Consider the following 24853-nt stretch of genomic DNA (forward strand, 5'->3'; position numbering starts at 1 on the left):
ACTGATTCGCGCTGCACGCAGCGCCTACACTTATGGACGTTGGGCGCATTGGTTCAGCTGGTTTGCGTGCAGCTCGGTTGCCCTGCGGAATAACGAACCCCGGGGCTAACTGCAGCGTTGAACTCTTTTAACGCGGATGAGCCAATCAACAGCGGGAATTCAAACGCACTGCGATCCGTCAGATTAACTTCGATGTTCTTCAGTTCATCGCCTACACAGATGTCCATCGCAACCACTGGACGAGCTGTATACAGCTGTTTATCACCTGGTTTGCGGTCATCGGCGCGGCGTTTGATGTAGCTCATCCGCGCCAACGGCTTTTCGATAACCTGTGCTTGTTTGGGGTTTTCCATACCTAACTGGAAACGTACCCACTCACCACCATCGCGCTTGAACATTTCAATATTTTTGGCGCTTAACGAAGCGGTTTCGGCACCGGTGTCGAGTTTTGCGGGAAGGTTTAACGCCAGTTCCTGTAACGCAACCTGTTCGTGCAGACCGTAAATCTGTGGCTGGTTTGCCATCGCACCGGTTGTAAACAGCGCGGCGCAGAGTGTCACTGCAGCCGTGATCTGCTTGCGGGGTACGAAGGTAAAAATTGGCATAACGAGGCTCCGTTTCGGCTAGAAAGTGAAGCCACAGTAACGGGGCTGGCTGAACTGAACCTGAATCAGCCATGTGCACAGAAAATCGCCCCGCCACGGGTAACCGTAGCGGGGCGAGGTTTGTTGCGTTAAAGCGTTCTATCCGGTCACTTGAGATCGAAACGATCCAGGTTCATCACTTTGCCCCAGGCAGCGACGAAGTCGTGAACAAACTTCGCTTGTGCGTCATCGGTGGCGTAAACCTCTGCCAGCGCGCGCAGTTGGGAGTTCGACCCGAACACCAGATCCACCTGGGTAGCTGTCCATTTCAGGTCGCCTGTTTTACGGTCGCGGCCTTCCAGCACACCGTCAGTAGTGGACTTCTGCCATTTAGTGCTCATGTCGAGCAGGTTGACGAAGAAGTCATTGCTCAGGGTTTCCGCACGTTTACTGAACACGCCATGCGGCGTTTGGCCGACGTTGGCATTCAACGCCCGTAGACCGCCGATTAGTACGGTCAGCTCAGGTGATGTCAGCTCCAGCAGTTGCGCTTTGTCGATCAGTATCTGCGCGGCAACGTCTTCGTAGCCTTTGCGGGCATAGTTGCGGAAGCCTTCAGCGTTAGGCTCTAGCGCCTCGAAAGACTCAATATCAGTCTGTTCTTGTGTGGCATCAGTGCGACCCGGCGCGAACGGCACTACTGCATTCACACCGCCCTTCTTCGCGGCGGCTTCCACCGCTGCCGAACCGGCTAGAACAATCAGATCCGCTAAAGATACTTGCTTGCCGCCACTGGCTGAGGCGTTGAAATCCTTCTGGATGATTTCCAGTGCCGCCAGCACCTTGGCCAGCTCAGCCGGCTGATTGACCGCCCAATCCTTTTGAGGGGCCAGACGTATGCGTGCACCATTAGCACCGCCGCGTTTGTCGCTGCCACGGTAGGTGGATGCCGAGGCCCAGGCGGTGTTGACCAGCTGGCCAATCGACAGGCCCGACGCCAGTACCTTGGCTTTGAGGCTGGCGATGTCCTGTGCATCGATCAGTGCATGATCGACGGCTGGGACAGGGTCTTGCCAGATCATAACTTCAGCAGGCACCAGCGGACCAAGGTAACGAGCCCGTGGGCCCATGTCTCGGTGGGTCAGTTTGAACCAGGCGCGTGCAAACGCATCGGCGAACACCTGTGGATTCTGGTGGTAATGGCGCGAGATTTTCTCGTAAGCCGGGTCCATGCGTAATGACATGTCAGCGGTGGTCATCATCGGCGGGTGCTTAATTGCCGGGTCATGGGCATCGGGAATCAGATGCTCTGGCTTGCAATTGATCGGGGTCCATTGATGGGCGCCGGCTGGGCTTTTGCTCAGTTCCCACTCGTAGCCAAACAGCATGTCGAAATAGCCGTTGTCCCAGGTGGTGGGGTTTGGCTTCCAGGCGCCTTCGATACCGCTGGTGGTGGTGTGCACGCCGATACCGCTGCCGAACTTGTTGATCCAGCCAAAGCCCTGATCTTCGATGCTGCCGGCTTCTGGCTCGGCACCAACCAATGTTGGATCGCCAGCGCCGTGCGCTTTACCGAAGGTGTGACCGCCGGCTACCAGCGCCACGGTTTCTTCATCATTCATCGCCATGCGGGCGAAGGTTTCACGTACATCACGGCCCGAGCCAAGTGGGTCGGGGTTACCGTCTGGCCCTTCTGGGTTTACATAGATCAACCCCATCTGCACGGCTGCCAGCGGGTTCTCCAAATCACGGTCACCAGAGTAACGACTGTTTGGCTTGTCGCTGGTGGCCAACCACTCTGTTTCCGAGCCCCAGTAGGTGTCTTCTTCCGACTCCCAGATATCTGGGCGGCCACCGGCAAAACCGAACGTCTTGAAGCCCATGGATTCGAGCGCCACGTTACCGGTGAGCACGAACAGGTCTGCCCAGGACAGTTTACGGCCGTACTTTTGTTTGATCGGCCAAAGCAAGCGACGCGCTTTATCCAGGTTGCCGTTGTCCGGCCAGCTGTTCAGCGGAGCAAAGCGCTGATTGCCTGAGCTTGCACCGCCACGGCCATCATGGATGCGGTAAGTGCCTGCCGCGTGCCAAGCCATGCGGATCATCAGACCACCGTAATGGCCCCAATCGGCGGGCCACCAGTCTTGCGAGTCGGTCATCAACGCAGTGAGGTCCTTGATAACGGCATTCAGATCAAGGCTGTTGAATTCATCGGCATAGTTGAAGCTCGCCCCCATGGGGTCCGACTTGGAAGAATGCTGATGCAGAATTTTCAGATTGAGCTGGTTGGGCCACCAATCAGCGTTCTTACGTGCGCCACTCGACATACTCGTTTTGCCGGCAGCACCCGAGAACGGGCATTTCGCATCATTTGACATGACTATCTCCAGTTGAATTCACTTAACGTGTTGCACCTAGCTTGGTAGCTGGACTGAGAACGAGCCAATAGGATTTAGGTATGACCTTTATAGTAGTCGCGGTCTATAACCTTGTGGTGATAGCGGGCGGCCCGCAGACATACTGTTTGTTTGCCAGCGCTCAGCAAGATGCGCTGGCAAAGTAGCGAACGCCTGCGCTAACACAGCCGAATTTATATGGCCTTATTTCACCAACAGTGAGCGCCCATAACGTGGAAGAATCCAGCCAAACAGAAACTGCCAGCGACGCCGAAGTGCTGGCGTATATGCAACGTCAACTACGCTCCGGTCGAGTCAAACCTGGCGTGCTGGTGAGCCTGACGCAAACGGCATTCGCCGATGTCAGCCATGAGCGCATCGTGGAGTGTTTCAAGCAGTTGGACTCAACGCTGCTCAAGCGTTGAGCGCGGCGCAATCACAGGGGCAATCATGTTGGCTAAATGGCTGGTGAGTATTGGTATCGTGTTTTATGCCGTCGTGGTGCCGATTTTTGAGCTCAATGACTCCCACGTATTCAACCCCAGCTGGCAAGCACATGCGCGCTTGCATGAGGTCTGGCAGCTGGCGACCAACTGTGCGATAGGTGCGTTCTCATTCTGGCTGGTGTGGTTTAGGGCCAACCTGCACCTGAGCAGCCTGATGACCGTCTTCGTCACCGGCGGTTTTCTCGTGGCCTATGTTTTGCGCGGCGCCTACGGCGGCTCAATGCAGTTGTCCGATGGTTCGGAAAAAATGGTTCTGGGAATCAATCTAGGCTCGTTTGCCTATTCGCTGGCGATCATTCTTGCGCTGCTGGCGCTGTACCTGGATCGCTCGTCCAGGGTCAGAACTTAAGCCGACGCTTGTCGGCACAGTATCTGCCTTGGTCAATGCACCAGGCTTTTTCGGAGATTCAGATGTCCCGCGTTCCTTCACTCAAAATCCTGCTCGCCCTGATCGCCCTCGCCTGTTTTGCCATGCTCGGTGGTGCTTTACTGCTTCAGCATCTGGCCGGTTGGGAGCCCTGCACTCTGTGTATCCAGATTCGCCTGTGGTTGCTCTGCGGTGGCGTGCTCAGCCTGCTGATTCTGGCCCTAGAAGCGGCCGGTCTGCGCTGGCTAAGCCTGGTGCTGTGGCCGCTGTTACTGGCTGCTGCGGGCATAGCGGTGTATGACAACAGCCATTTGGTGCTGATCGAGACTGGCGTGTTGGAGAGTTCAAGCTGCTCGCCCTTCCCTTTCTATGCCTTCTACCTGCCTCTGCATGAATGGCTGCCCAACGTGTTTATGAGTGCCGGTGTTTGTGGGCAGAACGACTACAGCATTCTTGGCCTGTCATTCACCGTCTGGACGTTGCTGAGCGTCACTCTGCTGTTGGCATTCTGCCTGTTCACGGCCTGGCGCGCTGTGCGTCGTTAATCATCCACTCAGGCGCTTTGTCCTAACAAAGCGCCTGAGAATAAGCGGATTTCCGCCTGATTTCGGGTCGAGATGGCGACTTTCCGCCGCGCGCTGTGCGTTAAGTCACATGAGTTTGCTGAGCGTTCAAGCCCTTTAGCGCACATGCCGCTCTGGCATAAGCATTGCGATACAGCCCTGGCATTGCTCATAGCAATGCAGTGACCGCCAGCACCCGCTAGATAGCAGATATATCGCCTGGCAGGCCGTCACCACAACCACATAAGAAAAACAGGGACATCGTTATGTTTAAGTCGATCTGCGCTATCGCCGCCGGCAGCCTTCTGCTGGCGTCTACCACGCTTCACGCGGCAACCGACAAAGGGCCAATCGTGATCAAATTCGCCCACGTGGTTGCAGACAGCACCCCCAAAGGCCAAGGCGCGTTGCTGTTCAAGAAGCTCGCCGAAGAACGTCTGGGCGACAAGATCAAGGTTGAGGTCTACCCCAACTCTACGCTGTACGGTGATGCCAACGAGCTTGAAGCCTTGGCCAACAATGATGTGCAACTGCTGGCGCCGTCGCTGGCTAAGTTCGAGAAATACACCAAACAATTGCAAGTATTCGACTTGCCGTTCCTGTTTGATGACCTAGACGCCGTTAATCGCTTTCAGAAACGCGCCAAAGGTCGTCAGCTACTGCGTTCCATGGAAGACCACAACATCGTCGGCTTGGCATACTGGCACAACGGTATGAAGCAGTTGTCTGCAAGCAAAGCGTTGCGGGTACCCGGCGATGCAGCCGGTTTAAAATTCCGCATTCAACCCTCGTCGGTGCTGGAGGCGCAGTTCAACCAGCTTGGCGCAACACCCTTGGTGCTGCCTTTTGCTGAGGTGTTCGAGGCTCTGAAAAGCGGCAAGGTGCAGGGTGCTGAAAACCCCTGGTCGAATCTTTACAGCAAGCAGCTGTTCAGCGTGCAACCGTTTATCACCGAAACCAACCACGGCGTGCTCGACTACATGCTGGTGAGCAATCCGCGCTTTTGGTACGCCATTCCGCATCAGATCCGCATGGAGCTGGAAGGCATCATTGACGAAGTAACCTTTGAGGTGAACCGCCAGGCCGAAGCGGCTAACCAATCCGACCGTGCGCGCATTGCCGCGGCCACCGGGACCCAGATTATTGCCCTCAACGACGAAGAACGTGATGCCTGGCGTAAAGCGATGCAGCCGGTGTGGCAACAGTTTGAAGGGGTGATTGGCGCTGATGTGATGAAAGCGGCCCAAACGGTCAACCGCAACAAGCGCAACTGACTGCAAAGCCTGTGTAGCTGCTCACGTGCAAGCGGTAGCGATGAGTCGTGACGGGCGATTGATGAGATGTGCCCCCCGGTGGCACATCCACTACCCCGTCAAGGCGCAGTTACAGCAGGTGTCTCTGGCAAAGCGCCAGGATTGCTTTCTAACAGCTCCTGTTGCAGCCAACCGCCGCCCAGTGCAGCAATCAACTGTACGCTGGCGGTCAAACGGCTGCCGAGCAGGCTGAGATTGGTGCGCTCATTACTCAGTGCTGTCGCCTGCACGCTGACCACGCTATTGAAGTCCACAGTGCCGGCGCGGTACTGATTTTCGATCAGGCGCAGGGATTCACGAGCGGCGTCCAGCGCCTCCTGCTGCACCACGGCCTCCTGCTGCAACACACGCAGTTGCACCAGGTAGTCTTCCACCTCGCGGAAGCTATCGAGCACCGCTTGGCGGTATTGCGCCACGGTCTGATCATAAGCCGCCTCAGTGCGCTCCAGCTCTGCGCTACGCGCGCCGCCATCGAACAGGGTTAGCGCCAGCTGCGGGCCAAGAGACCAGAAGCGGTTAGGTAGATCGAACCAGTCAGCAAAGCTGCTGCCACGGTAGCCGCCGCTGGCGGAAATAGTCAGATCCGGGTACCACGCGGCTTCGGCCACACCGATATTAGCGTTGGCGGCGATTACCCGGCGCTCGGCGGCGGCGACATCCGGGCGGCGCTCCAGCAGCTGCGACGGCAAAGCCACGGGGATTTCGGGCAACACTGGAAGTTGCTCGCGCACGGCGATGCTGAGCTCGCTGGGCGGCACGCCGATCAAGACGGCAATCGCATGTTCGAGCTGTGCGCGCTGCCATTTCAGGTCGATAGCCTGAGCCTGGGTGCTTTTCAGTTGGGTAAGCGCCTGGCTGACATCTGATTTCGGCACGATGCCGGCGTTATATTGATTTTCTGTGAGTTTCAGTGAGCGCGCATAGGCTGCGACTGTGGCATCGAGCAAGCGCTGCTGATCATCCAGCACGCGCAATTGCAGGTAGTTCTGCACCAACTCCGACTGCAGGCTGAGTTTCAGTGCCGCCAGGTCGGCGGCGCTGGCCTCAACACCGGCGCGACTGGACTCCAGCGAGCGGCGCAACTTGCCCCAGATATCCAGCTCCCAGGCAGCATTCAGGCTGAGGTCATAGCTGTTGCTGATACCGCCCGTGCTGGTGGTTGTGCTGCTGGAACCACTGCCTTGGCTGCTGCGAGTGGCTCCGGCGCTGCTCGACAGGCTCGGGTAGAACGCAGCGCGTGCGCCGCGCACCAACGCGCGGGCCTGACGATATTGCGCCTCGCTGGCGGCGAGATTCTGGTTGGAGATATTCAAACGTTCGGCCAGGGCATTCAGCTCGGTGTCGCCATACAGCTGCCACCAGTTGCCGCGTTCCAGTGCATCGCCGGGCTTGGCCTGGGTCCAGCCTTCGATCTGTTTGAACTGCGCCGGAGCTTGCAGCGGCGGGCGTTGGTAGTCCGGGCCGATGGCGCAGCCACCTAATAATAAGCTGAGTGCAAGCAGCCCCATGTAGGAGCGGGCCATCCCCGCGAATGGCTTCGCAACAGAAAAGGTCTCGCGAGCATGGCTCGCTCCTACGGGCGTTGGCAGCAGAGTCATAACGGGGTTTCCAAGGCAGCGTCGGTGCGTACGCCACGCCAGCGGTTGACCCGGTGGCGCAGGCGGTCGAAGTACAGGTAGATCACTGGGGTGGTGTACAGGGTCAGCAGCTGGCTCAAGACCAACCCGCCAACAATGGTGATGCCCAATGGCTGACGCATCTCCGCGCCTTCGGCGCTACTGAACATCAGCGGTAGCGCGCCGAGAATGGCGGCCAGGGTGGTCATCATGATCGGGCGGAAACGCAACAGGCAGGCCTGGCGGATCGACTCCTGCGGGCTCAGGTGCTGCTGGCGTTCCAACTGCAGGGCCAGGTCGATCATCAGAATGGCGTTCTTTTTCACAATGCCAATCAGCAAAAACAGCCCGAGGAGCGAGATCAGGCTGAATTCGATGCTCATCAGTTGCAGCGCAAGCAGCGCGCCGACGCCGGCCGAGGGCAAGGTGGAGAGAATGGTCAGCGGGTGGATATAACTCTCATAGAGCACGCCGAGAACGATATACACCACCACCAATGCCAGCAGAATCATCCACGGCTGGTTCTGTTGAGTTTGCTGGAACGCCCCACCGGTACCGCCCAGCATGCCTTGCACCTCGGTCGGTAAACCGACCCGCGCAATGGCGTTGTTGATGGCTTGGGTGGCTTGATCGAGGCTAACGCCTTCGGCCAGGGCAAAGCCGATATTTTCCACGGCAAACTGGCCCTGGTGGCTAACGCGATCCTCTTCCAGGCTGCGCTCCCAACGCGCAAAGCTGGATAACGGCACGCGCGCACCTTCTGCTGTAATCAATTGAATCTGATCAAGCGTCTCGGGGTATTGGGCGAACTGCGGATTGATCTCCATGACCACGCTGTATTGGTTAAGGCTGTCGTAAATGGTGGAAATCTGCCGTTGGCTGAAGGCGTTGTTGAGCACCGCAGTGATCATGTTCATATCCACGCCCAGGCGCTTGGCTACATCACGGTCCACCACCAGACGAATCTGCTGCGTACCCTCAACTTCCTTCGCATCGATATCGGTCAGCTCCGGCAGTGCGCGCAGTGCTTCGCGCACCGGAGGCAGCCACTTGCGCAGCGCATCCAGATCACCGGACAGCAGCATGTATTCGTTTTCCGAGCTACGCCCTTCCCGCCCGCCGATCTGCAGATCCTGATCGGGCATCAAAAACATCCGCCCGCCTGGGACTTTTGGCACGGTCTCGCGCAGGCGGCTGATCACCGCTTGCGAGCTGATCTTGCGTTCAGTTACCGGCTTGAGACGCACGATCATAAAGGCGTTGTTGATCCCGCCACTGCCGCCGATAAAGCCGGCCACACTGTCCACCGCCGGGTCAGCCAGCACGGCGCGGCGGTAGATCTCCATTTTCGGCTGCATAACCTGAAACGACAGACCGTCATCGCCACGGATAAAACCGATCAGTTGGCCGGTGTCCTGCTGCGGCATAAAGGTTTTCGGCACGCTGACAAACAGGAAGATATTCAGTGCGATGGTCGCCAACAGGCTGAACAGCATCAGCAAGGAATGCTTGAGTGCCCAGTCCAAACCCCGCGCGTAAAACGCCAACACCCTCGTTTGCACAGCACCGCCCCAACGCTGCATGGCGCTGGGGCGGTGTTCGGAAGTTTCAGCTTTGAGCCAGCGCGCGCAGAGCATCGGCGTCAGCGTTAGCGACACCAACAAGGAAATCACGATGGCCACCGCCAGGGTGATGGAAAACTCGCGAAACAGCCGCTCGACAATACCGCCCATAAACAGGATCGAGATAAACACCGCAACCAAGGAGAGGTTCATCGCCAGTAAGGTAAAGCCCACCTCACGCGCGCCCTTGAAGGCCGCCGCCATCGGCGTCTCCCCGGCCTCGATATGCCGCGAGATGTTCTCCAGCACCACGATGGCATCGTCCACCACCAGGCCGGTGGCGATGATTAGCGCCATCAACGACAGGTTATTCAGGGAGAAATCCAGCAAGTACATCACCGCAAAGGTGCCGACCAGCGACACTGGCACCGCCAATGCCGGAATCAGCGCCGCACGCCAACGGCCGAGGAAGGCGAACACCACCAGAATCACCAGCACCACGGCGATCAGCAGGGTCTGCTCGGCCTCATGCAGGGTCGCGGTGATCACCGGCGAGCGATCCATCGCCACTTGCAACTCGATGCTGGCGGGAATCACCGCGCGCAAAGCGGGTAACTGCTCGCGAATGCCGGCGATGGTTTCGATGATATTGGCGCCGGTCTGGCGGTTGATCACCAGCAGCACGGCCTGTTCATCATTGAAAAAACCACTGTTGTAGCGGTCCTCGACGCCATCGGTGACGGTGGCTACATCGCCCAGGCGTACCGCAGCGCCATCCTGGTAGCGAATGATCAGCGGCAGATAATCGGCGGCTTTCTCCAGCTGGTCGCTGGCCTGCACCTGCCAGTGCCGCTCTGCATCTTCCACGGCGCCTTTTGGCCGTTTGGCGTTGGCCGCACTGATGCTCTGGCGCACTTCATCCAGAGCGATGCCGTACTGATCGAGCAGGCGCGGCTCCAGGGCCACACGCACGGCGGGCAAGGAGCTGCCGCCAATCTGTACTTCGCCGACGCCGCTTACCTGGGCAAGCTTCTGCGCCAGGATGGTCGAGGCCACGTCGTACAGCTGGCCTTTGTCGAGCACCTCGCTGGTCAGCGACAGCACCATGATCGGCGCCTGCGACGGGTTGACCTTGGCGTAGGTCGGCATGCTGCGCATACCGCTGGGCAACAGCTCGCGCGAGGCATTGATCGCCGCCTGTACTTCCCGGGCAGCGGCGTTGATATCTCGATCCAAGTCGAACTGAATCATGATCCGCGTGCTGCCCTGGCTGCTACGGCTGTTCATCTGGCTGATGCCGGCGATGGTGCCGAGCGAGCGCTCCAGCGGCGTGGCCACACTGGAGGCCATAATCTGCGGGCTCGCGCCGGGCAGGCTGGCCTGCACGGTGATGGTGGGAAAATCCATCTGCGGCAGTGGTGCTACCGGTAGCAGGCCGAAGCTGACGCCGCCGAGCAGCAGAATCGCCAGGCTCAGCAGCAAAGTTGCCACCGGCCGGCGGATAAAGGGCGCGGAGAGGTTCATGCCGCCCCCCTTATAGAAGACCGTTCACTTAAGACCTGCGAGTGACCTTTTTTTGTAGCCCGGATGTAATCCGGGGAAACGTATAACAGCTGGTACCGTTCCCGGATTGCATCCGGGCTACGATTCGGCCCTTTGCTTGCGATAAACACTTCGCTAGCAAGTTGGCCCTTACACACAGTACTCACGCCGCCACCCCAGCCGCGCTACGGCCACTGATGCGCCGCGACAGGCGATCAAAGTACAGGTAAATCACCGGTGTGGTGAACAGCGTCAGCACCTGGCTGAGTAACAGCCCGCCGACCATCACCAACCCCAATGGCTGACGCAGTTCGGCCCCGGAGCCGGTGGCCAGCATCAGCGGAATCGCGCCAAACAGCGCCGCCAAAGTGGTCATCAAAATTGGCCGAAAACGCAGCAGCGCCGCCTGGTAGATCGCCGCCTCAGGCGCCATGCCCTGATTGCGTTCGGCGTCGAGGGCGAAATCGATCATCATGATCGCGTTCTTCTTAACGATGCCGATCAGCAAGATGATGCCGATGATTGCAATCAGCCCTAGCTCGTTGCCGCTAATCAGCAACGCCAGCAGCGCACCAACACCGGCCGAGGGTAAGGTGGAAAGAATGGTGATCGGGTGGATATAGCTCTCGTAGAGCACCCCGAGCACGATGTACATGGTGACGATGGCCGCCAGAATCAGCAGCAAGGTGCTCGACAAGGACGCGCGGAAAGCCTCTGCCGCTCCCTGGAAGCGGCTCTGCACAGCAGCCGGAATGCCGATCTCCTGCTCGACCCGCTCGATCACCGCTACGGCCTCACCGAGCGACACACCGCTGGCCAGGTTGAACGACAGGGTTGCCGCCGGGAATTGGCCAATATGGTTGATCAGCAAGCTGGCGGCGCGCTCCTCAATCCTCGCCAGGGTCGACAGCGCGACCTGCTGGCCATCGGCGGCCTTGACGTGAATCTGCCGCAGCGCCGCCGGGCCGATGCTGCCGGCATTCTCGCTTTCCAGTACCACGCGGTACTGGCTGGCCTGGGTGTAGATGGTGGAAATTTGCCGCTGACCGAAGGCGTCGTACAGCGCGTTGTCGATGTCCGCCACACTCACACCGAGACGGCCGGCTAGGTCTCGGTCGATTTGCAGAAACACCTGTAAGCCCCGGTTTTGCAGGTCACTGGCCACGTCACGCAGCTCCGGCTGCTCGCGCAGAGCGCTGACCAGTTTGGGCACCCACGCTTCTAACAGGCTGCTATCGGGCGATTCCATGCTGAACTGAAACTGGGTGCGGCTGACTCGATCCTCGATGGACAAGTCCTGCACCGGCTGCAGGTACAGCTCGATGCCGGGAATCCGCGCCAACTCGGGGCGCAGCCGTTCGATGATCTGGCTGGCGCTGACATCGCGCTCAGCCCGTGGCGTCAGGTTGATCAGCAGGCGGCCGCTATTGAGCGTCGGATTGTCCCCATCGACACCGATATAGGACGACAGACTGGCCACGGCCGGGTCCTGCAAAACCACCTCGGCCAAACGCTGCTGGCGTTCGCTCATGGCCTTGAAGGAAATTGACTGCGGCGCCTCGGAAATGCCCTGAATCACCCCGGTGTCCTGCACCGGGAAGAAACCCTTGGGTACGGCCAGGTACAACACCACCGTCAGCGCCATCGTGCCAATGGCGACGAACAGCGTGAGCGGCTGATGCTTAAGTACCCAGGTCAGCCATACGCCGTAACGGGCGATCATGCCGTCGATCACCGCCCCGGCCGCGCGGTAGAAGCGCCCTTCTTCTTCGGGTTTTTCTGCCTTGAGTAGGCGCGCGCACATCATCGGCGTGAGGGTTAGCGACACCACCAGGGAAATCAGAATAGCTACCGCCAGGGTGATGGCGAACTCGCGAAACAGCCGCCCGACCACATCGGCCATAAACAGCAGTGGAATCAGCACGGCGATCAGCGAGATGGTCAAAGAGACCAGGGTAAAGCCGATCTGCTTAGCACCTTTAAGCGCGGCATTCAGCGGGGTTTCACCCTCCTCCAGATGCCGCGCGATGTTCTCCAGCATGACGATGGCATCGTCCACCACAAAGCCGGTGGCAATGGTCAGCGCCATCAGCGTCAGGTTATTGATGGTGAAGCCGGCCAGGTACATCACGCCGAAGGTGCCAATCAATGACAGCGGCACGACGATGGACGGAATGAGAGTCGCCGAAACCTTGCGCAGAAACAGGAAGGTCACCAGCACCACCAGGGCGATGGCCAGCAGCAGTTCGTGCTGCACACCCTTGACTGCGGCGCGGATGGTCTCGGTGCGATCGGTCAGCACACTGACCTCGACGCTGGCCGGCAAGCCCTGGGTTAGGTTGGGCAACAGCGTCTGGATACGGTCGACCACATCGATCACGTTGGCACCGGGCTGACGCTGCACGTTGACCAGTACCGCTTCGTTACGGTTGGCCCAGGCGGCCAGGCGCTGGTTTTCCGCGCCGTCGATGATGCTGGCAACATCCTTCAGGCGCAGGGCGGCGCCGTCCTTGTAGGCGAGGATCAGCTCGCGGTATTCGTCGACGGATTTCAGCTGGTCGTTGGCGTCCAGTTGCGACACCCGGGTTGGGCCGTCGAAGTTGCCTTTGGGCTGGTTGACGTTGCTGGCGGTGATCAGCGTACGTACATCACTGAGGTTCAAACCATAGGAAGCCAGCGCTTCAGGATTGACCCGCAACCGCACCGCCGGCCGCTGGCCTCCCGCGAGAGTAACCAGACCGACGCCGCTGGTTTGCGCCAGTTTTTGCGCGAGACGAGTGTCCACCAGATCGAACACTTCTGGCAGAGGCAGGGTGTTCGAGCGGATGGCCAGGGTCAGTACCGGGGTGTCGGCTGGGTTGACCTTGTTGTAGACCGGCGGCGCCGGCAGATCACTGGGCAACAAATTGCTCGCGCCATTGATCGCCGCCTGCACTTCCTGCTCGGCGACATCCAGCTTCACTTCAAGGTTGAAGCGCAGGGTAATCACCGAGGCGCCGCCTGAGCTGGTCGAGGACATCTGTTTCAGTCCGGCCATCTGGCCGAACTGACGTTCCAGTGGCGCGGTGACGGCGCTGGTCATCACGTCCGGGCTAGCCCCTGGATACAAGGTCAGCACGCGGATGGTCGGGTAATCCACTTCCGGCAACGCCGAGACCGGCAGCAGCCGGTAAGCAATCAGGCCGCTCAAGAAGATCGCCAACATGATCAGCGTGGTGGCGACCGGACGCAGGATAAACAGGCGGGAGGCGTTCATTCGGCGCGCGGCGCTCGTTTGCGCTCAGCCGTGGTCGGCTCGGTCTCAGTAGCGGCGGGTTTGTCGCTGATCACCTCGACCTTATTACCCGAACGCAGGCGATCGGTGCCTTCCTGCACCAGGCGATCACCCGGCTTGAGGCCCTGCTCAACCACCGTGACCACGCCATCGCTGGCGCCAATGCTGATGGGCGTCAGTTGAACCTTATCGTCTGCGTCTACCACATAGGCGAAGGTGCCAGTGGCGCCGAATTGCAGCGCTGCCGAGGGCATTAACGTGACGTCCTGCAAGGTCTTCACCCTGAGGCGCACGTTGACGAACTGATTGGGAAACAGCAGCTCTTCGGCGTTGGCGAAACGCGCCTTGAGCTTGATCGTGCCGGTGGCTGTATCGATCAGGTTGTCGACGCTCTCCAGCTCGCCTTCTGCCAGTTTTAGTTTTTCACTGCGGTCCCACGCCTCGACGGTGAGGGTTTCTCCGCCGCGCAGTTGTTGCACCACCGCCGGTAATTCGGCCTCCGGCAGGGTAAACATCACGGCTATTGGCAAGGTTTGCGTGATGACCACCAGCGGCAGCGCATCGCCGGAGCTGAGCAAATTGCCCACATCGGCCTGGCGAATGCCTAAACGACCACTGATGGGCGCACGCACCTGGGTGAAATCGAGGTTCAAGCGCGCGGTGGCTACATCAGCCTGCAAGCTCTTGAGCCCACCGCGGTATTGGTTAACCAAGGCTTCCTGGGTATCGAGGGTTTGCTTGGCAATCGAGTCTTCGTCATACAGCCCGCGGTAACGTTTTAGGTCCAGTTCAGCATTGCGCAGCTGCGCCTGGCGCTCTTGCAGCGCTCCTTGAGCCTGCTGCAGGGCAATTTCATATGCGCGGGGGTCAATCACTGCGAGCAAGTCACCAGCTTTAACCTGTTGGCCATCCTTAAACAGCAGCTTGACCAGCTCCCCGTCCACTCGGCTCCGTATATTCACCGTGTTGTAAGCCGTCACAGTACCCAGGGCTTTGAGCTCAACGGGAAAGTCGCCCTGGTTGACCGTCGCCACGCGCACCGGCACCGGCCCCATGTCGCCGAAACGGCCACCGCCCATTTGCGCCGAATCCGGTTTGCTCGGCCAGAACCACCACAGCAGGATGATGAGCGCGGCGAAGAGCAGCAAGCCGATCAGCCATTGGCGCGGCAGATTACGAGAACGGGTGGATAGCTGTGTATCAGGCATGGCAACGATCACTGACGTGGGAAGCGTGAACGATATTCACTATCAGCCAGCCTGCAAAGCGTCTTTACCGCCTATTTACCTTTCTCTTACGTAACTAAATATATGATCCACATATAAAAATATTCACTTCGTGGCATCTGCGGGCGCATTCGAATGCCGCGTTCATGTCATCAACGGGTTTCGGTCACGGCGAAGAGCTCAATAAGCCAGTCGATAAAAACCCGTACACGCGGGGAAAGCTGGCGATGAGGCGGATACAGCGCGGTGAGCGGTAAGTCTGGCGGCGCAAACCCAGCCAGTATCTCGTGCAAGCGCCCCTGCTCGAGCTGCTTGCGCACGTGGTAGTGGGGAACCTGGATAATCCCCAGCCCGGCCTCACAGGCGGCGACATAGGCTTCAGCACTGCTGGTGCTGATACGAGCCGGCAGCGACATCTCGACCAGCGCGCCCTCCACGATGAATTCCAGGGCAAAACAGCGCTCCGTCAGTGCCGAGAAAAAGTTCACCGCCTGGTGCCCTTGCAGCTCAGCCAGGCTGGCGGGTGTGCCGTTTTTCTGCAGATAGTCTGCACTGACACAGGTGACCTGACGCAAGTTGGCAATCGGTCGCGCAGCCAGGCGGGTGTCATGCACCTCACCGGCGCGTAAAACACAGTCAACGCCTTCGCGAATCAAGTCCACCGGGCGGTCATTGGCGCCCAGCATCAGTTCAATCTGTGGGTAGCGCTGCACGAAATCGGCCAGTGCCGGCACGATCACACGCTGGGCCAGTGAAGCCGGCAGATCGACCCGCAATTTGCCATGGGGGTTTGTTCCGCCTTCGGCAAATGCCCCTTCAAGCTCATCCAGCTCGGCGAGCAGCGCCACGCAACGCTGGTAGTAAGCCTGGCCATCGAGTGTCGGACTGACATGTCGAGTCGTGCGATGCAATAACGCCGCCCCAAGGTGGGCCTCTAACTGCTTGATCAGTTGCGTCACGGATGCACGCGGCAATGCGAGGCTGTCAGCGGCTTTACCGAAAGCTTGTAATTCAACAATGCGGGTAAACACACGCATGGCTAACAATCGATCCATGAATCACCTGATTGTTTAGATAATGCAAATAGTGAAAGACCTTTTACCCGGTTTATTCAGCGTTACTCAAGCTGCAAGCTGATTCCTCTATCTACCGATGAGGACATTTCCATGAAAACCCGTTTGCTTGGCCGCAATGGCCCTCAGCTTTCTGCCATTGGTTTGGGCTGCATGGGCATGAGTGAGTTTTATCTGGGTAACGTCGATGAGGCAGAGTCGATTGCCACCTTGCATCGGGCTCTGGAGCTGGGTCTGAACTTCTTCGACACAGCCGATGCGTATGGCCCACACAGTAATGAGCAGTTACTGGGGTGCGCGCTGGAGGGCAAGCGTCAGGACGCTTTTATTGCAACTAAATTTGGCTTGCTGCGTGACCCTGCTGATCCGCAAAAGCGCGGTGTCAGCGGCCGCCCCGAGTACATCAGGCAGGCGATTGTCGGCAGCCTAGAGCGCCTGAATACCGATTATGTCGACCTGTATTACCAACATCGCATCGACCCCAGCGTACCGATTGAAGACAGCGTCGGCGCCATGGCAGAGCTGGTGCAACAGGGAAAGGTGCGTTATCTCGGTTTGAGTGAAGTGGCCGCAGAAACACTGGAGCGCGCTCATCGCGTGCACCCGATCAGTGCGGTGCAGAGTGAGTATTCACTCTGGACGCGAGACCCAGAGCAGAATGAGGTGCTCGCCACCTGCCGTCGTTTGGGGATTGCCTTCGTGCCTTACAGCCCCTTGGGTCGGGGCTTTCTCACCGGTGCGTTTAAAAGCCCGGAGGATTTTGCTGCAGACGACTATCGGCGTTTCAGCCCACGGTTCCAGGGTGAAAACTTCACGCGCAACCTGCAATTGGTGAAACAGGTGGAAGCCCTCGCCGCCGACAAAGGTGTCAAAGCGTCGCAACTGGCACTGGCCTGGGTATTGGCTCAGGGTGATGATCTGCTGCCCATTCCAGGTACCAAACAGCGGCGTTATCTAGAGGAAAACATCGCGGCATTGGAGATCAGTTTGAGCCCGGACGAACTCGCAGCAATCAGTGCGATTTTCCCTCCACAGGCGGCGGCAGGTGAACGCTATTCACCTGAGTCAATGGCCATGCTGACCCAGTAACCCAGGTTATTTGCGCCATAAAAAAAGCGGCCGGTAGGCCGCTTTTTTATAACGTTATGCTTTTACTTGAGCACAGCCATGGCTGCGTCGTAGTTCGGCTCGTCGGCGATTTCGCCAACCAGCTCGCTGTGCAGCACCTTGTCATTTTCATCCAGTACCACAACCGCGCGGGCAGCCACACCCACCAGCGGGCCGCTGGCGATGGCCACACCGTAGTTAGCCAGGAAGTCAGCACCGCGCATGGTCGACAGGTTCACTACGTTTTCCAGGCCTTCGGCGCCGCAGAAACGTGCCTGAGCAAACGGCAGATCAGTGGAAATGCACAGCACCACAGTGTTGCTCAGCTTGCTGGCACTGGCGTTGAACGCGCGTACCGAGGTGGCGCAGGTCGGGGTGTCAACGCTTGGGAAAATGTTCAGAACTTTACGCTTGCCGGCCAAGCTGGCCAGGCTGACATCGCTCAGATCACCGGCAACCAGGCTGAACGCCGGTGCTTGTTGACCAATCTGTGGCAGTTGACCGGTGACTTCAACCGGGGAACCTTTAAGGGTGACTTGTGCCATGGAAAAAATCCTTTCAGCGAAAGTGGAGAGGGTTAACTAGTAAGGGCGCGAACCCGCCAAATGGCAAGTGCGCGCCCCATGATGAGCGGCAAGCATTGCTGACCAGAAAGTCAGACTACCCTGCCCGCCCGTACGGCACATCAATTTTTAGCGAAATAATCCTTGGTCAATTTAACTACGATCGGGCTGAGCAACAGCAGCGACAACAGGTTCGGAATCGCCATCAAACCGTTGAGGGTGTCAGCCACCAGCCAGGCGAAGTCCAACTGAGCAATTGCACCGAACGGTACTGCTACCACCCAGAGAATGCGGAACGGCAGGATCGACTTGGTGCCGACCATGTATTCCCAGCACTTCTCACCGAAGTAGCTCCAACCGAGGATGGTGGTAAAGGCAAACACCACTAGAGCGATGGTCAGAATGTAACCACCCACGCCTGGCATGGCTGATTCAAAGGCCGCCGCCGACAAAGCTGCACCGCTGACACCGCTGGTCCATACACCGGAGGTGATGATCGCCAGACCAGTCATCGAGCAGATGATGATGGTATCGATAAAGGTTCCGAGCATGCCGATCATCCCCGAACGTACCGGGCTATTGGTGGTGCCGGCCGCTTGAGCGATACCGGCAGTACCCAGGCCTGCTTCGTTGGAGAAAATACCGCGCGCCACACCAAAGCGAATCGCCGCCATCACCGCAGCACCGGCAAAACCACCGGTCGCAGCCGCTGGGCTGAAGGCATAGGTGAAGATCATTTCAAAAGCGGCTGGAATTTCTGCGGCGTTAACCACCAGCACCACGGCGGCAGCAATGATGTAAGCCACACACATAAACGGCACCAGGGTCGCGGCAACTTTACCGATACGCTTGATACCGCCCAGGATCACCATGCCAACGAAGACCATGGTCACCACACCGGTAACCCACAGCGGCACATTGAACGTGGTTTGCAGGGCGGCGGCCATGCTGTTGACCTGCACCATGTTGCCAATGCCGAAACCTGCAAAACCGCCGAAGATGGCAAACGCAGTACCCAGCCACAGCCACTTTTTGCCTAGGCCGTTCTTGATTGCGTACATCGGGCCGCCAACGTGCTCGCCGCGCTCATCCTTCTCGCGGTAATGCACCGCCAGCACCACTTCGCAGTACTTGGTGGCCATGCCGACCAGTGCGGTACACCACATCCAGAACAGCGCGCCTGGGCCGCCGAGGAAGATGGCGGTGGCAACACCGGCGATATTACCGGTACCGACGGTGGCGGCCAGGCAGGTCATCAACGCCTGGAACGGGCTGATTTCACCACTCTCGGCCTCGCCTTTCTGGCGGCCTTGCCACATTAACTTGAAGCCTGCACCGATCTTGCTCAGCGGCATAAATTTCAGGCGCAGCATGAGGAACAGACCAGTGCCGAGAATCAGCACCAGCATGGGCGGGCCCCAGACCACGCCATTGAGTTGATTAACCAGGGTGTTGACGAATTCCATGCTCTTTTCCTTATTCTTGTAGTGAACGCGAGGTGGGTACCCTTCGCTTGTCCGATTGCCGGGTAGGCATGCTGTTACACAGAAAACGCGCTGGGTCAGCACGTCTGCAAACAGTGGATCGGGCTATACCAGCCAGCACAATAACTGCCCAGTGGTCAGCGGCGGTCAGTATATGAAGACTGTGATAGGGGTTTTCACTGTTTAGATTTAAACGCTCAGACGTTTTGAGCGATGGCCGCAATTTAAACGCGAATTAAGTAGGTTAATCCAGCGCTGCCCCGCAGAAACATGGCCTAGAAATCGCGCCGATAGAATAAATCCAGCGAACTGGCCAGACCGCTGGCGGCTTCAAGATAGAGGCGTCGGCTCAATTCGTAGCGTAAAGCAACGGTATTCGCCGGCTCGAATACGCCCACGCCGTAGCGCAGGCTCAAACGCTCAGACAGGTTGCCGCTGGCCACCACTTGCGTGGCAGCTCCTGAGCCTTGGGTGTCGAGCTGAAAATCACGGATGCCTATACCCTGAGCAAGGCTGTTAACCCGTGGTGCAGTGTTCGCCATGCCCAACGCCAGTGCCGCCTGAGCTAGCATGTTGTTATCGCCCCCCTGCCCCAGCGGACGGCCCATGACCAAATAGGACAGCGCCTGTTCCTGACTCATGGCTGGCTCGGAAAACACCGTGCTGGTGGGTTGCGCCGCATTACCGCTCAAGCGTAGGCCGGCAGTCACGTCGTCGACCTGACGCACGGCTTCGATATCGAGAAACGGCTGATCGATGGGCCCGGCGAACAACAACCGCGCGCGCCGCACATCAAGACGCTGGCCATAGGCACGAAAGCGCCCTTTGTTCAGGTTCAACTCACCACGGGTGTCCAGGTCATTGCCGATATGCACACGCCCTTGAACCTCCGCGTTCAGACCGAAGCCACTGAAGGTCAGGCGCTGCTGGCCGACATCCACCTCGACATCCATGGCGATTGCTGTGGCCTGTTGCTGCTCGCTGGTTTGGCCGACCACCTGAGCGTCGCTAGAAATCTGCACCGTTGAGGGCGGCAGCTCACGCACGCTGATCGAACCGCTGGGGATCAGCACCTTGCCGGTCACCGAAAGCTGCTCATTACGCGCACTCAGGCGTAGATCCGGCGCGACTTCCAATGCGGCGTAGGGCTCCACCGTGACGGGCAAGCGACTGCCGCGCAGTTGCATATCCGCTTGCAATCCATCGGTCCAACTTACTTGGCCGTTCAGGCTGCCCTGGCCCTGCTCACCGCTGCGCCAATCAGCCTCCAGCTGCAGCTGCTCACCTTCAATTTTCGCCTGCAGTTGCAGCTGCTCGATAGTCATCGGCAGCTCGCCACCGCTTATTGCGCCACCCTGCACGCGCAGGCTGCCCTTGATCTGCGGCGCTAGCAGCCCACCTGACAAAGTGCCGGAGCCATTCAACTGCCCGGCGATACGCTCGACCCTCGGTACAAACGGGCGGGCCAAGGCCAGGTCCAAGCCATTCAGACGGAAGTTGCCGGACAGCGGCTTGCTTGCTGGGCGTGGATCTAGCTGAGCCTGAAGTGACAGCTCGCCAATGGCTGGGCCGTGTAACTCCAGCAGGCTGTCGATACGCTGCGGGCGCAGTTGGGTACTCAGGCGCAGGCTGTCGTAGGCAAACTCCAGCCACTGTTGCTGATCACGGATGCGCCAGATGCCGCTGCCGGCATCCAGCTCCAGGCTGCCATTCGGCCCGCTGGCCGGCAGATCCAGCTGCAGCCGACCGTTAAGCTGGCCCTGCCAGGCGAAGTCTTTAGGCCACCACTGCGCCAGGCTGTCCATAGGGAAGTTGCTCAGCTGGTAGTCCAGCTTGGGGTGCGGCAGCAGGCGCTGCTGCGTGCCACACAGGCTGGCATCACCAGAGCGCCAGCAATGCGCACCCAGGTTAAGCTGCCCATTGGCCAGCCGCACCAGCGTGGCCGGCTGTTGCAGGCGCCAATCCTGGCCACCGCTTTGCACCTCGCCACGGCTCAGGCTGCCGCGCCAGTTGCCTTTGTCCAATTTGCCGGCCAGGGCCAGCTGGCTTTGCAGCAAGGGGCCTTGCAGCTGCAATTCGAAGCTTTGTTGTTGCAGGTTACCGGCGGCATTGGCGGTGAGGCGGCCCAGGTTGGTTTCACCGAGCTGAATGCCCTGTGCCTCCAAGGTTAACTGGCCACGTTGAGCGCTGTTCAGGCTGGCGTCGAGTGTGAGCTGTTGCAGGCGCTGGTCGTCAAAGGCCAGGCGTTGGCCTTGCAGTTGCAGCTGACCTTGGGGGGCTTGCAGGTTGCCGGCCAGATCCAACTGGCCATTAAGCTGGCCTTGCAAGCCTGGCCAAAGCTGACCCAGTCGCGGCATCGCCAGCAGCAACTGGCCGTTCAGCTGTTGACGCAGCGTAGCTTGGCCGCTGATGCGGTTATCACCCAGGCGCACATCCAGCGCACTCAATTCGCCCTGCTCCAGGCCACCGGCAAACTTCGCCTGTAACTTGGCCGGTTGCCCGCGCAAACGGCCGGCGAGGTCGATATCGGCGTTAAGGTTGAGTTGCTGATTGATCAGGCTGCCAGAGCTGTTTAACGGACCGGCCAGACTGCCAGGTAACTCGGCCAGCCAGTAAGCCGGGTCAAGCTGACTCAACTGCAATCGCACATCCCAGCTCAGTTGCTCGGCAAACCCCAGGCTCACCTGACCTTCGGCACGACCCTGGCCGGCTTGCAGGCGCAGCTCGGGTAAATACAGCTTCTGCAGGTCACCACTCAGCGGGCTCTGCAGGCTAAAGGCGCCAGCTGGGCCATCCAACTCGGCGGCGAAATGGCCGAGGTAATTACCATCCTGATAGGCCAGCTCGCCTTTGAGCGTTTGCAGCACCACAGGCGAGGGTTGCGCCAAGGGATATAGCCGCTGCCAGGGAAAGTTCTGCCAGTTAAAGCGGCTGTCCAGGCTCAGGCCCTGCTGCCAGTCCAACTCGCCGCTCAGTTGTACCTGCTGCTCGGGGCTGGCGGTCAGGCTCAGGTTGCTGATCGTTGCGCCGTCGGCCTTGAGCAACCCCGCCAACGCCAAGGCAATTGGCCCCTCGGTTGCCGGCAGTTTGGCACTGCCGATGACCTGATAGCCGGCCTGCAAGTCGCCTTGCGCATTTAGCTCAAGCTGCTCAAGGCTCAGGCTATCTGGCAGCTCGGCGCTGGCTTTGAAGGCGGCGACCTGTAAACGCAGTTGCGCGGGCAGGTGCTCGGCTAAGGGGTGTAACCAGCCGCTTAGTTCGCCGCTCAGGTAGCCGCTGCTGCGGGCCGTGATCTGCACCCGCTCACGCAGTTCGCCTTCAAGCTGCAACGCCAGCGGCCAGGCCTGCTGTTCGGGTGCTGGTAATTGCAGTTCCCCGCTCAGCCGCAGCGGCCAGTTGCCAACGGTTTGCAGCTGACCCTGGAGCGCCAACTGCAGATCAGCAGTGTGCAGGCTGAGGTTGTCGATCTGAATGCCCTGCGCCGTCCAGCGCGCGGCCAGTTGCAAGCCTTGCAACTGCTCGACACTATTAAGCTGCAGGCTGTCGATCTGCACCTGCCCAAATTGCAGTGCCAACGGCAGGCTCAGGTCCGGCAGACTGAACGGCTCGTTGCTGGGCTGGCCATCATCGGGGAATATCAGGCTGATCGGCCCGCTGTGCAGCTGCTCGATACACAGAGTCAGACGCAGCAGGCAGGTTGGCGACCAATCCATGCTAGGTGTCATCAGCAGAACACTGTCATCGCCCTGTTGCCAGCGCAGCTGCTGTGCGCTCCAACTGCCGCCCAGGCGGCCATTGAAGTCATCTACCTGCAAACCTGGCACCTGCGCTAATAACCAGCGGCTACCGCCTTGGGTGCCTAGCAGCAGGCTTAGGCTGATAGCCAGTGCAAACAACAGCCCAAGCAGACTGAACAGCCCATAACGCAGCCCGCGCTTCACAGTTCCGGCCCCATGGAGAAATGCAGACGCACACCGCCCTGATCATCCAGCGGATGCGCCAGGTCGAGGCGCAGCGGCCCCAGCGGCGACACCCAGCGCACGCCAACGCCCACTGCGCTTTTCAGCGAGGGAATTTCCAACGAGTCGAAGGTATTACCCTGATCGAAGAAGCTCGCCAGGCGCCAGCGCTCGGTGAGGCTGTATTGGTATTCCAGACTGCTGGTAAACAGATAACGCCCGCCAATTTTGTCGCCGGCGCGGTTTTCCGGCGACAGGCTCTGGTAGTCATAACCGCGCACGCTCTGGTCGCCACCGGCAAAGAAACGCAGCGACGGCGGCACCTGAGCAAAACCATCAGATTCAGTACCACCCACCTGTACACGCCCCAGTAAACGATGGTGTTCGAACAAGGTTGTCAGCCCTTTGAGCTGAATAGAGCCGTGCAGCACATTGGCATCGGACAACAACCCTTCGGCCGCGCCAGACAGATCGAGCTGCAGGCGATAACCCTGGTTGGGGTCAATTTGATTGTCGCTGCGTAAGTAGGAATAGCTGATGCCGGGCATCAACAGCGTGCTGGTGCCGGCGTCATCGCCGAGCTCGTATTGCTCATGCCGCCACTTCAGTGACAGCACCCGCTGCCAGCCGCTGTCGAGCTTGCTGTGCCATTCCGGGCCGACGGTCAGCAAGCGGCTGCTGCTGTCGGTATCGGCCAGATCTTCGGCCTGATAGCCGCCGGCAATCCGCAGTTTATCGGTGAGTGGTGGATCAAGCGGCACGTCGTACCACAGACCGACATTCTGCCGTGGCGCCGACAGCTCAAACTCGGCGCCATAGCTATGCCCCTGTGGATTGGCCCAGTGCCGTGTCCAGTTAGCCCGTCCGCGCGGGCCTACATCGGTCGAAAAGCCCAACCCCAAGCCCATGCTGCGCGGCTTGCGCGCCTGCAGCTGAACCTGCACCGGAATCTGTTCGGCGGCCGCGCTGCCGGGGTTGGCATCCACCTGCACCGATTCGAAATAACCGCTGGAACGCAGCGCCTGGTACAACTCGGCAATCAGTGCCGAGTCATAGGGCGTATCTGCGGGGAACGGCACCATGCGCTGCAGTAACTCTTTATCAAACGGTGCGTCACCGAGAAAACTGACCTTACCCAGTTGATAGCGCGGCCCACTGAGATAGACCAGCTCGATATCGGCAAGCCCGGCTGCGGGGTCGATAGTCAGTTGTTGACGGCTAAAGCGCCCGGCGAAGAAACCATAACGCGACGCCTGGTTCTGAATTTCGCGCTTGGCCGCATCGTAGCGGCCGTGATTGAGCTGTGCCCCGCTGCGCAGCTGCGGGTCACTGGGGGTACGAAAATCGCGTAACTGCGCGGCAGGGCCTTCGACGCGCACCAGCACATGACGCAGGCGCACGGGCTCGCCAGGCTGAACACGCACGGTCAAACGCGGTGTGGCGCCTTCACGAATTTCGCTGCTGATCTGCGCCTGGTAGTAGCCCAGTGCCTGAGCGGCTTTTTCCGCCTGGCTCTCGGCCACTCGGCGAAAGCGTTGCAGGGCTTCGCCATCACGCTCACCCAAATTACCGATATGGCCCTCAATATTGCTTTTTAGCGCGTTATTGGACGGTTCAACGCGCACGCGCAACTGTGCTTCGGCCAGGGCCGTAGCACTCAATAGAAGCAGCAATAGCCCGCTGAACAGGTTGAAAAATACTGACATGTGGCGATGCTA

At 59.2% G+C, this 24853-nt stretch carries 16 protein-coding genes; 5 read left to right on the forward strand and 11 right to left on the reverse strand.

Features of this window, described 5'->3' with window-relative positions; genetic code table 11:
- Positions 1 to 53: 53 nt before the first annotated feature.
- Both D8779_RS11770 and katG read right to left on the reverse strand, forming a co-directional pair.
- Positions 54 to 605: an ATP-dependent zinc protease family protein gene (locus tag D8779_RS11770; protein ID WP_136664671.1), complete on the reverse strand. Its 552-nt coding sequence runs from the start codon at positions 603 to 605 to the stop codon at positions 54 to 56.
- 146 nt (positions 606 to 751) lie between these two features.
- Positions 752 to 2962: a catalase/peroxidase HPI gene (gene katG, locus D8779_RS11775; protein ID WP_136664672.1), complete on the reverse strand. Its 2211-nt coding sequence runs from the start codon at positions 2960 to 2962 to the stop codon at positions 752 to 754.
- Between the two features lie 251 nt (positions 2963 to 3213).
- On the opposite strand from katG, the gene D8779_RS11780 reads away from it, so the two are divergent.
- The 4 genes from D8779_RS11780 (at position 3214) to D8779_RS11795 (ending at position 5690) form a co-directional block, all read left to right on the forward strand.
- Entirely contained in the window at positions 3214 to 3405 is a 192-nt protein-coding gene (locus D8779_RS11780; RefSeq protein ID WP_136664673.1) for a hypothetical protein, read from the forward strand.
- Between the two features lie 25 nt (positions 3406 to 3430).
- Positions 3431 to 3835 (forward strand): hypothetical protein, encoded by a 405-nt coding sequence (locus D8779_RS11785; protein ID WP_136664674.1) that lies wholly within the window; start codon positions 3431 to 3433, stop codon positions 3833 to 3835.
- A gap of 62 nt (positions 3836 to 3897) precedes the next feature.
- Positions 3898 to 4398, forward strand: a complete 501-nt coding sequence (locus D8779_RS11790) for a disulfide bond formation protein B (protein WP_136664675.1) — start codon at positions 3898 to 3900, stop codon at positions 4396 to 4398.
- Positions 4399 to 4682: 284 nt separating this feature from the next.
- Positions 4683 to 5690, forward strand: a complete 1008-nt coding sequence (locus tag D8779_RS11795) for a TRAP transporter substrate-binding protein (RefSeq protein WP_136664676.1) — start codon at positions 4683 to 4685, stop codon at positions 5688 to 5690.
- Between the two features lie 98 nt (positions 5691 to 5788).
- Here D8779_RS11795 and D8779_RS11800 read toward each other — a convergent pair whose 3' ends face one another.
- From D8779_RS11800 to D8779_RS11820, 5 genes are all read right to left on the reverse strand, one after another.
- On the reverse strand, positions 5789 to 7252 hold the full coding sequence (locus D8779_RS11800; protein WP_167492570.1) for an efflux transporter outer membrane subunit: 1464 nt from the start codon (positions 7250 to 7252) through the stop codon (positions 5789 to 5791).
- A gap of 71 nt (positions 7253 to 7323) precedes the next feature.
- On the reverse strand, positions 7324 to 10431 hold the full coding sequence (locus tag D8779_RS11805) for an efflux RND transporter permease subunit (RefSeq protein WP_136664678.1): 3108 nt from the start codon (positions 10429 to 10431) through the stop codon (positions 7324 to 7326).
- Between the two features lie 181 nt (positions 10432 to 10612).
- A complete protein-coding gene (locus D8779_RS11810; RefSeq protein WP_136664679.1) occupies positions 10613 to 13705 on the reverse strand; it encodes an MdtB/MuxB family multidrug efflux RND transporter permease subunit in 3093 nt (1030 codons plus the stop codon).
- Positions 13702 to 14931: an MdtA/MuxA family multidrug efflux RND transporter periplasmic adaptor subunit gene (locus D8779_RS11815; protein ID WP_136664680.1), complete on the reverse strand. Its 1230-nt coding sequence runs from the start codon at positions 14929 to 14931 to the stop codon at positions 13702 to 13704. The genes D8779_RS11810 and D8779_RS11815 overlap by 4 nt, the downstream gene beginning before the upstream one ends.
- Positions 14932 to 15101: 170 nt before the next feature.
- Positions 15102 to 16004 (reverse strand): LysR family transcriptional regulator, encoded by a 903-nt coding sequence (locus tag D8779_RS11820; RefSeq protein ID WP_136664681.1) that lies wholly within the window; start codon positions 16002 to 16004, stop codon positions 15102 to 15104.
- Between the two features lie 111 nt (positions 16005 to 16115).
- Between D8779_RS11820 and D8779_RS11825 the strand changes: the two genes are divergently transcribed.
- Positions 16116 to 17111: an aldo/keto reductase gene (locus D8779_RS11825; RefSeq protein ID WP_136664682.1), complete on the forward strand. Its 996-nt coding sequence runs from the start codon at positions 16116 to 16118 to the stop codon at positions 17109 to 17111.
- 62 nt (positions 17112 to 17173) lie between these two features.
- Here the strand turns inward: D8779_RS11825 and tpx are convergent, their stop codons facing one another.
- From tpx to D8779_RS11845, 4 genes are all read right to left on the reverse strand, one after another.
- Entirely contained in the window at positions 17174 to 17674 is a 501-nt protein-coding gene (gene tpx, locus D8779_RS11830) for a thiol peroxidase (RefSeq protein ID WP_136664683.1), read from the reverse strand.
- A 140-nt stretch (positions 17675 to 17814) separates the two neighbouring features.
- A complete protein-coding gene (locus D8779_RS11835; RefSeq protein WP_136664684.1) occupies positions 17815 to 19158 on the reverse strand; it encodes an alanine/glycine:cation symporter family protein in 1344 nt (447 codons plus the stop codon).
- A 293-nt stretch (positions 19159 to 19451) separates the two neighbouring features.
- Positions 19452 to 23117, reverse strand: coding sequence for a translocation/assembly module TamB domain-containing protein (locus D8779_RS11840; RefSeq protein ID WP_136664685.1), 3666 nt, complete (start codon positions 23115 to 23117; stop codon positions 19452 to 19454).
- Positions 23114 to 24841, reverse strand: coding sequence for an autotransporter assembly complex protein TamA (locus D8779_RS11845; RefSeq protein ID WP_136664686.1), 1728 nt, complete (start codon positions 24839 to 24841; stop codon positions 23114 to 23116). The genes D8779_RS11840 and D8779_RS11845 overlap by 4 nt, the downstream gene beginning before the upstream one ends.
- Positions 24842 to 24853 lie beyond the last annotated feature (12 nt).

This window comes from Pseudomonas leptonychotis (genome assembly GCF_004920405.1).
GTDB lineage: Bacteria > Pseudomonadota > Gammaproteobacteria > Pseudomonadales > Pseudomonadaceae > Aquipseudomonas > Aquipseudomonas leptonychotis.

Coding starts and splice junctions, on each gene's coding strand:
- D8779_RS11770 (WP_136664671.1), bottom strand. CDS start 605: ATGCCAATTTTTACCTTCGTACCCCGCAAGCAGATCACGGCTGCAGTG.
- katG (WP_136664672.1), bottom strand. CDS start 2,962: ATGTCAAATGATGCGAAATGCCCGTTCTCGGGTGCTGCCGGCAAAACG.
- D8779_RS11785 (WP_136664674.1), top strand. CDS start 3,431: ATGTTGGCTAAATGGCTGGTGAGTATTGGTATCGTGTTTTATGCCGTC.
- D8779_RS11790 (WP_136664675.1), top strand. CDS start 3,898: ATGTCCCGCGTTCCTTCACTCAAAATCCTGCTCGCCCTGATCGCCCTC.
- D8779_RS11795 (WP_136664676.1), top strand. CDS start 4,683: ATGTTTAAGTCGATCTGCGCTATCGCCGCCGGCAGCCTTCTGCTGGCG.
- D8779_RS11800 (WP_167492570.1), bottom strand. CDS start 7,252: ATGGCCCGCTCCTACATGGGGCTGCTTGCACTCAGCTTATTATTAGGT.
- D8779_RS11805 (WP_136664678.1), bottom strand. CDS start 10,431: ATGAACCTCTCCGCGCCCTTTATCCGCCGGCCGGTGGCAACTTTGCTG.
- D8779_RS11810 (WP_136664679.1), bottom strand. CDS start 13,705: ATGAACGCCTCCCGCCTGTTTATCCTGCGTCCGGTCGCCACCACGCTG.
- D8779_RS11815 (WP_136664680.1), bottom strand. CDS start 14,931: ATGCCTGATACACAGCTATCCACCCGTTCTCGTAATCTGCCGCGCCAA.
- D8779_RS11820 (WP_136664681.1), bottom strand. CDS start 16,004: ATGGATCGATTGTTAGCCATGCGTGTGTTTACCCGCATTGTTGAATTA.
- D8779_RS11825 (WP_136664682.1), top strand. CDS start 16,116: ATGAAAACCCGTTTGCTTGGCCGCAATGGCCCTCAGCTTTCTGCCATT.
- tpx (WP_136664683.1), bottom strand. CDS start 17,674: ATGGCACAAGTCACCCTTAAAGGTTCCCCGGTTGAAGTCACCGGTCAA.
- D8779_RS11835 (WP_136664684.1), bottom strand. CDS start 19,158: ATGGAATTCGTCAACACCCTGGTTAATCAACTCAATGGCGTGGTCTGG.
- D8779_RS11845 (WP_136664686.1), bottom strand. CDS start 24,841: ATGTCAGTATTTTTCAACCTGTTCAGCGGGCTATTGCTGCTTCTATTG.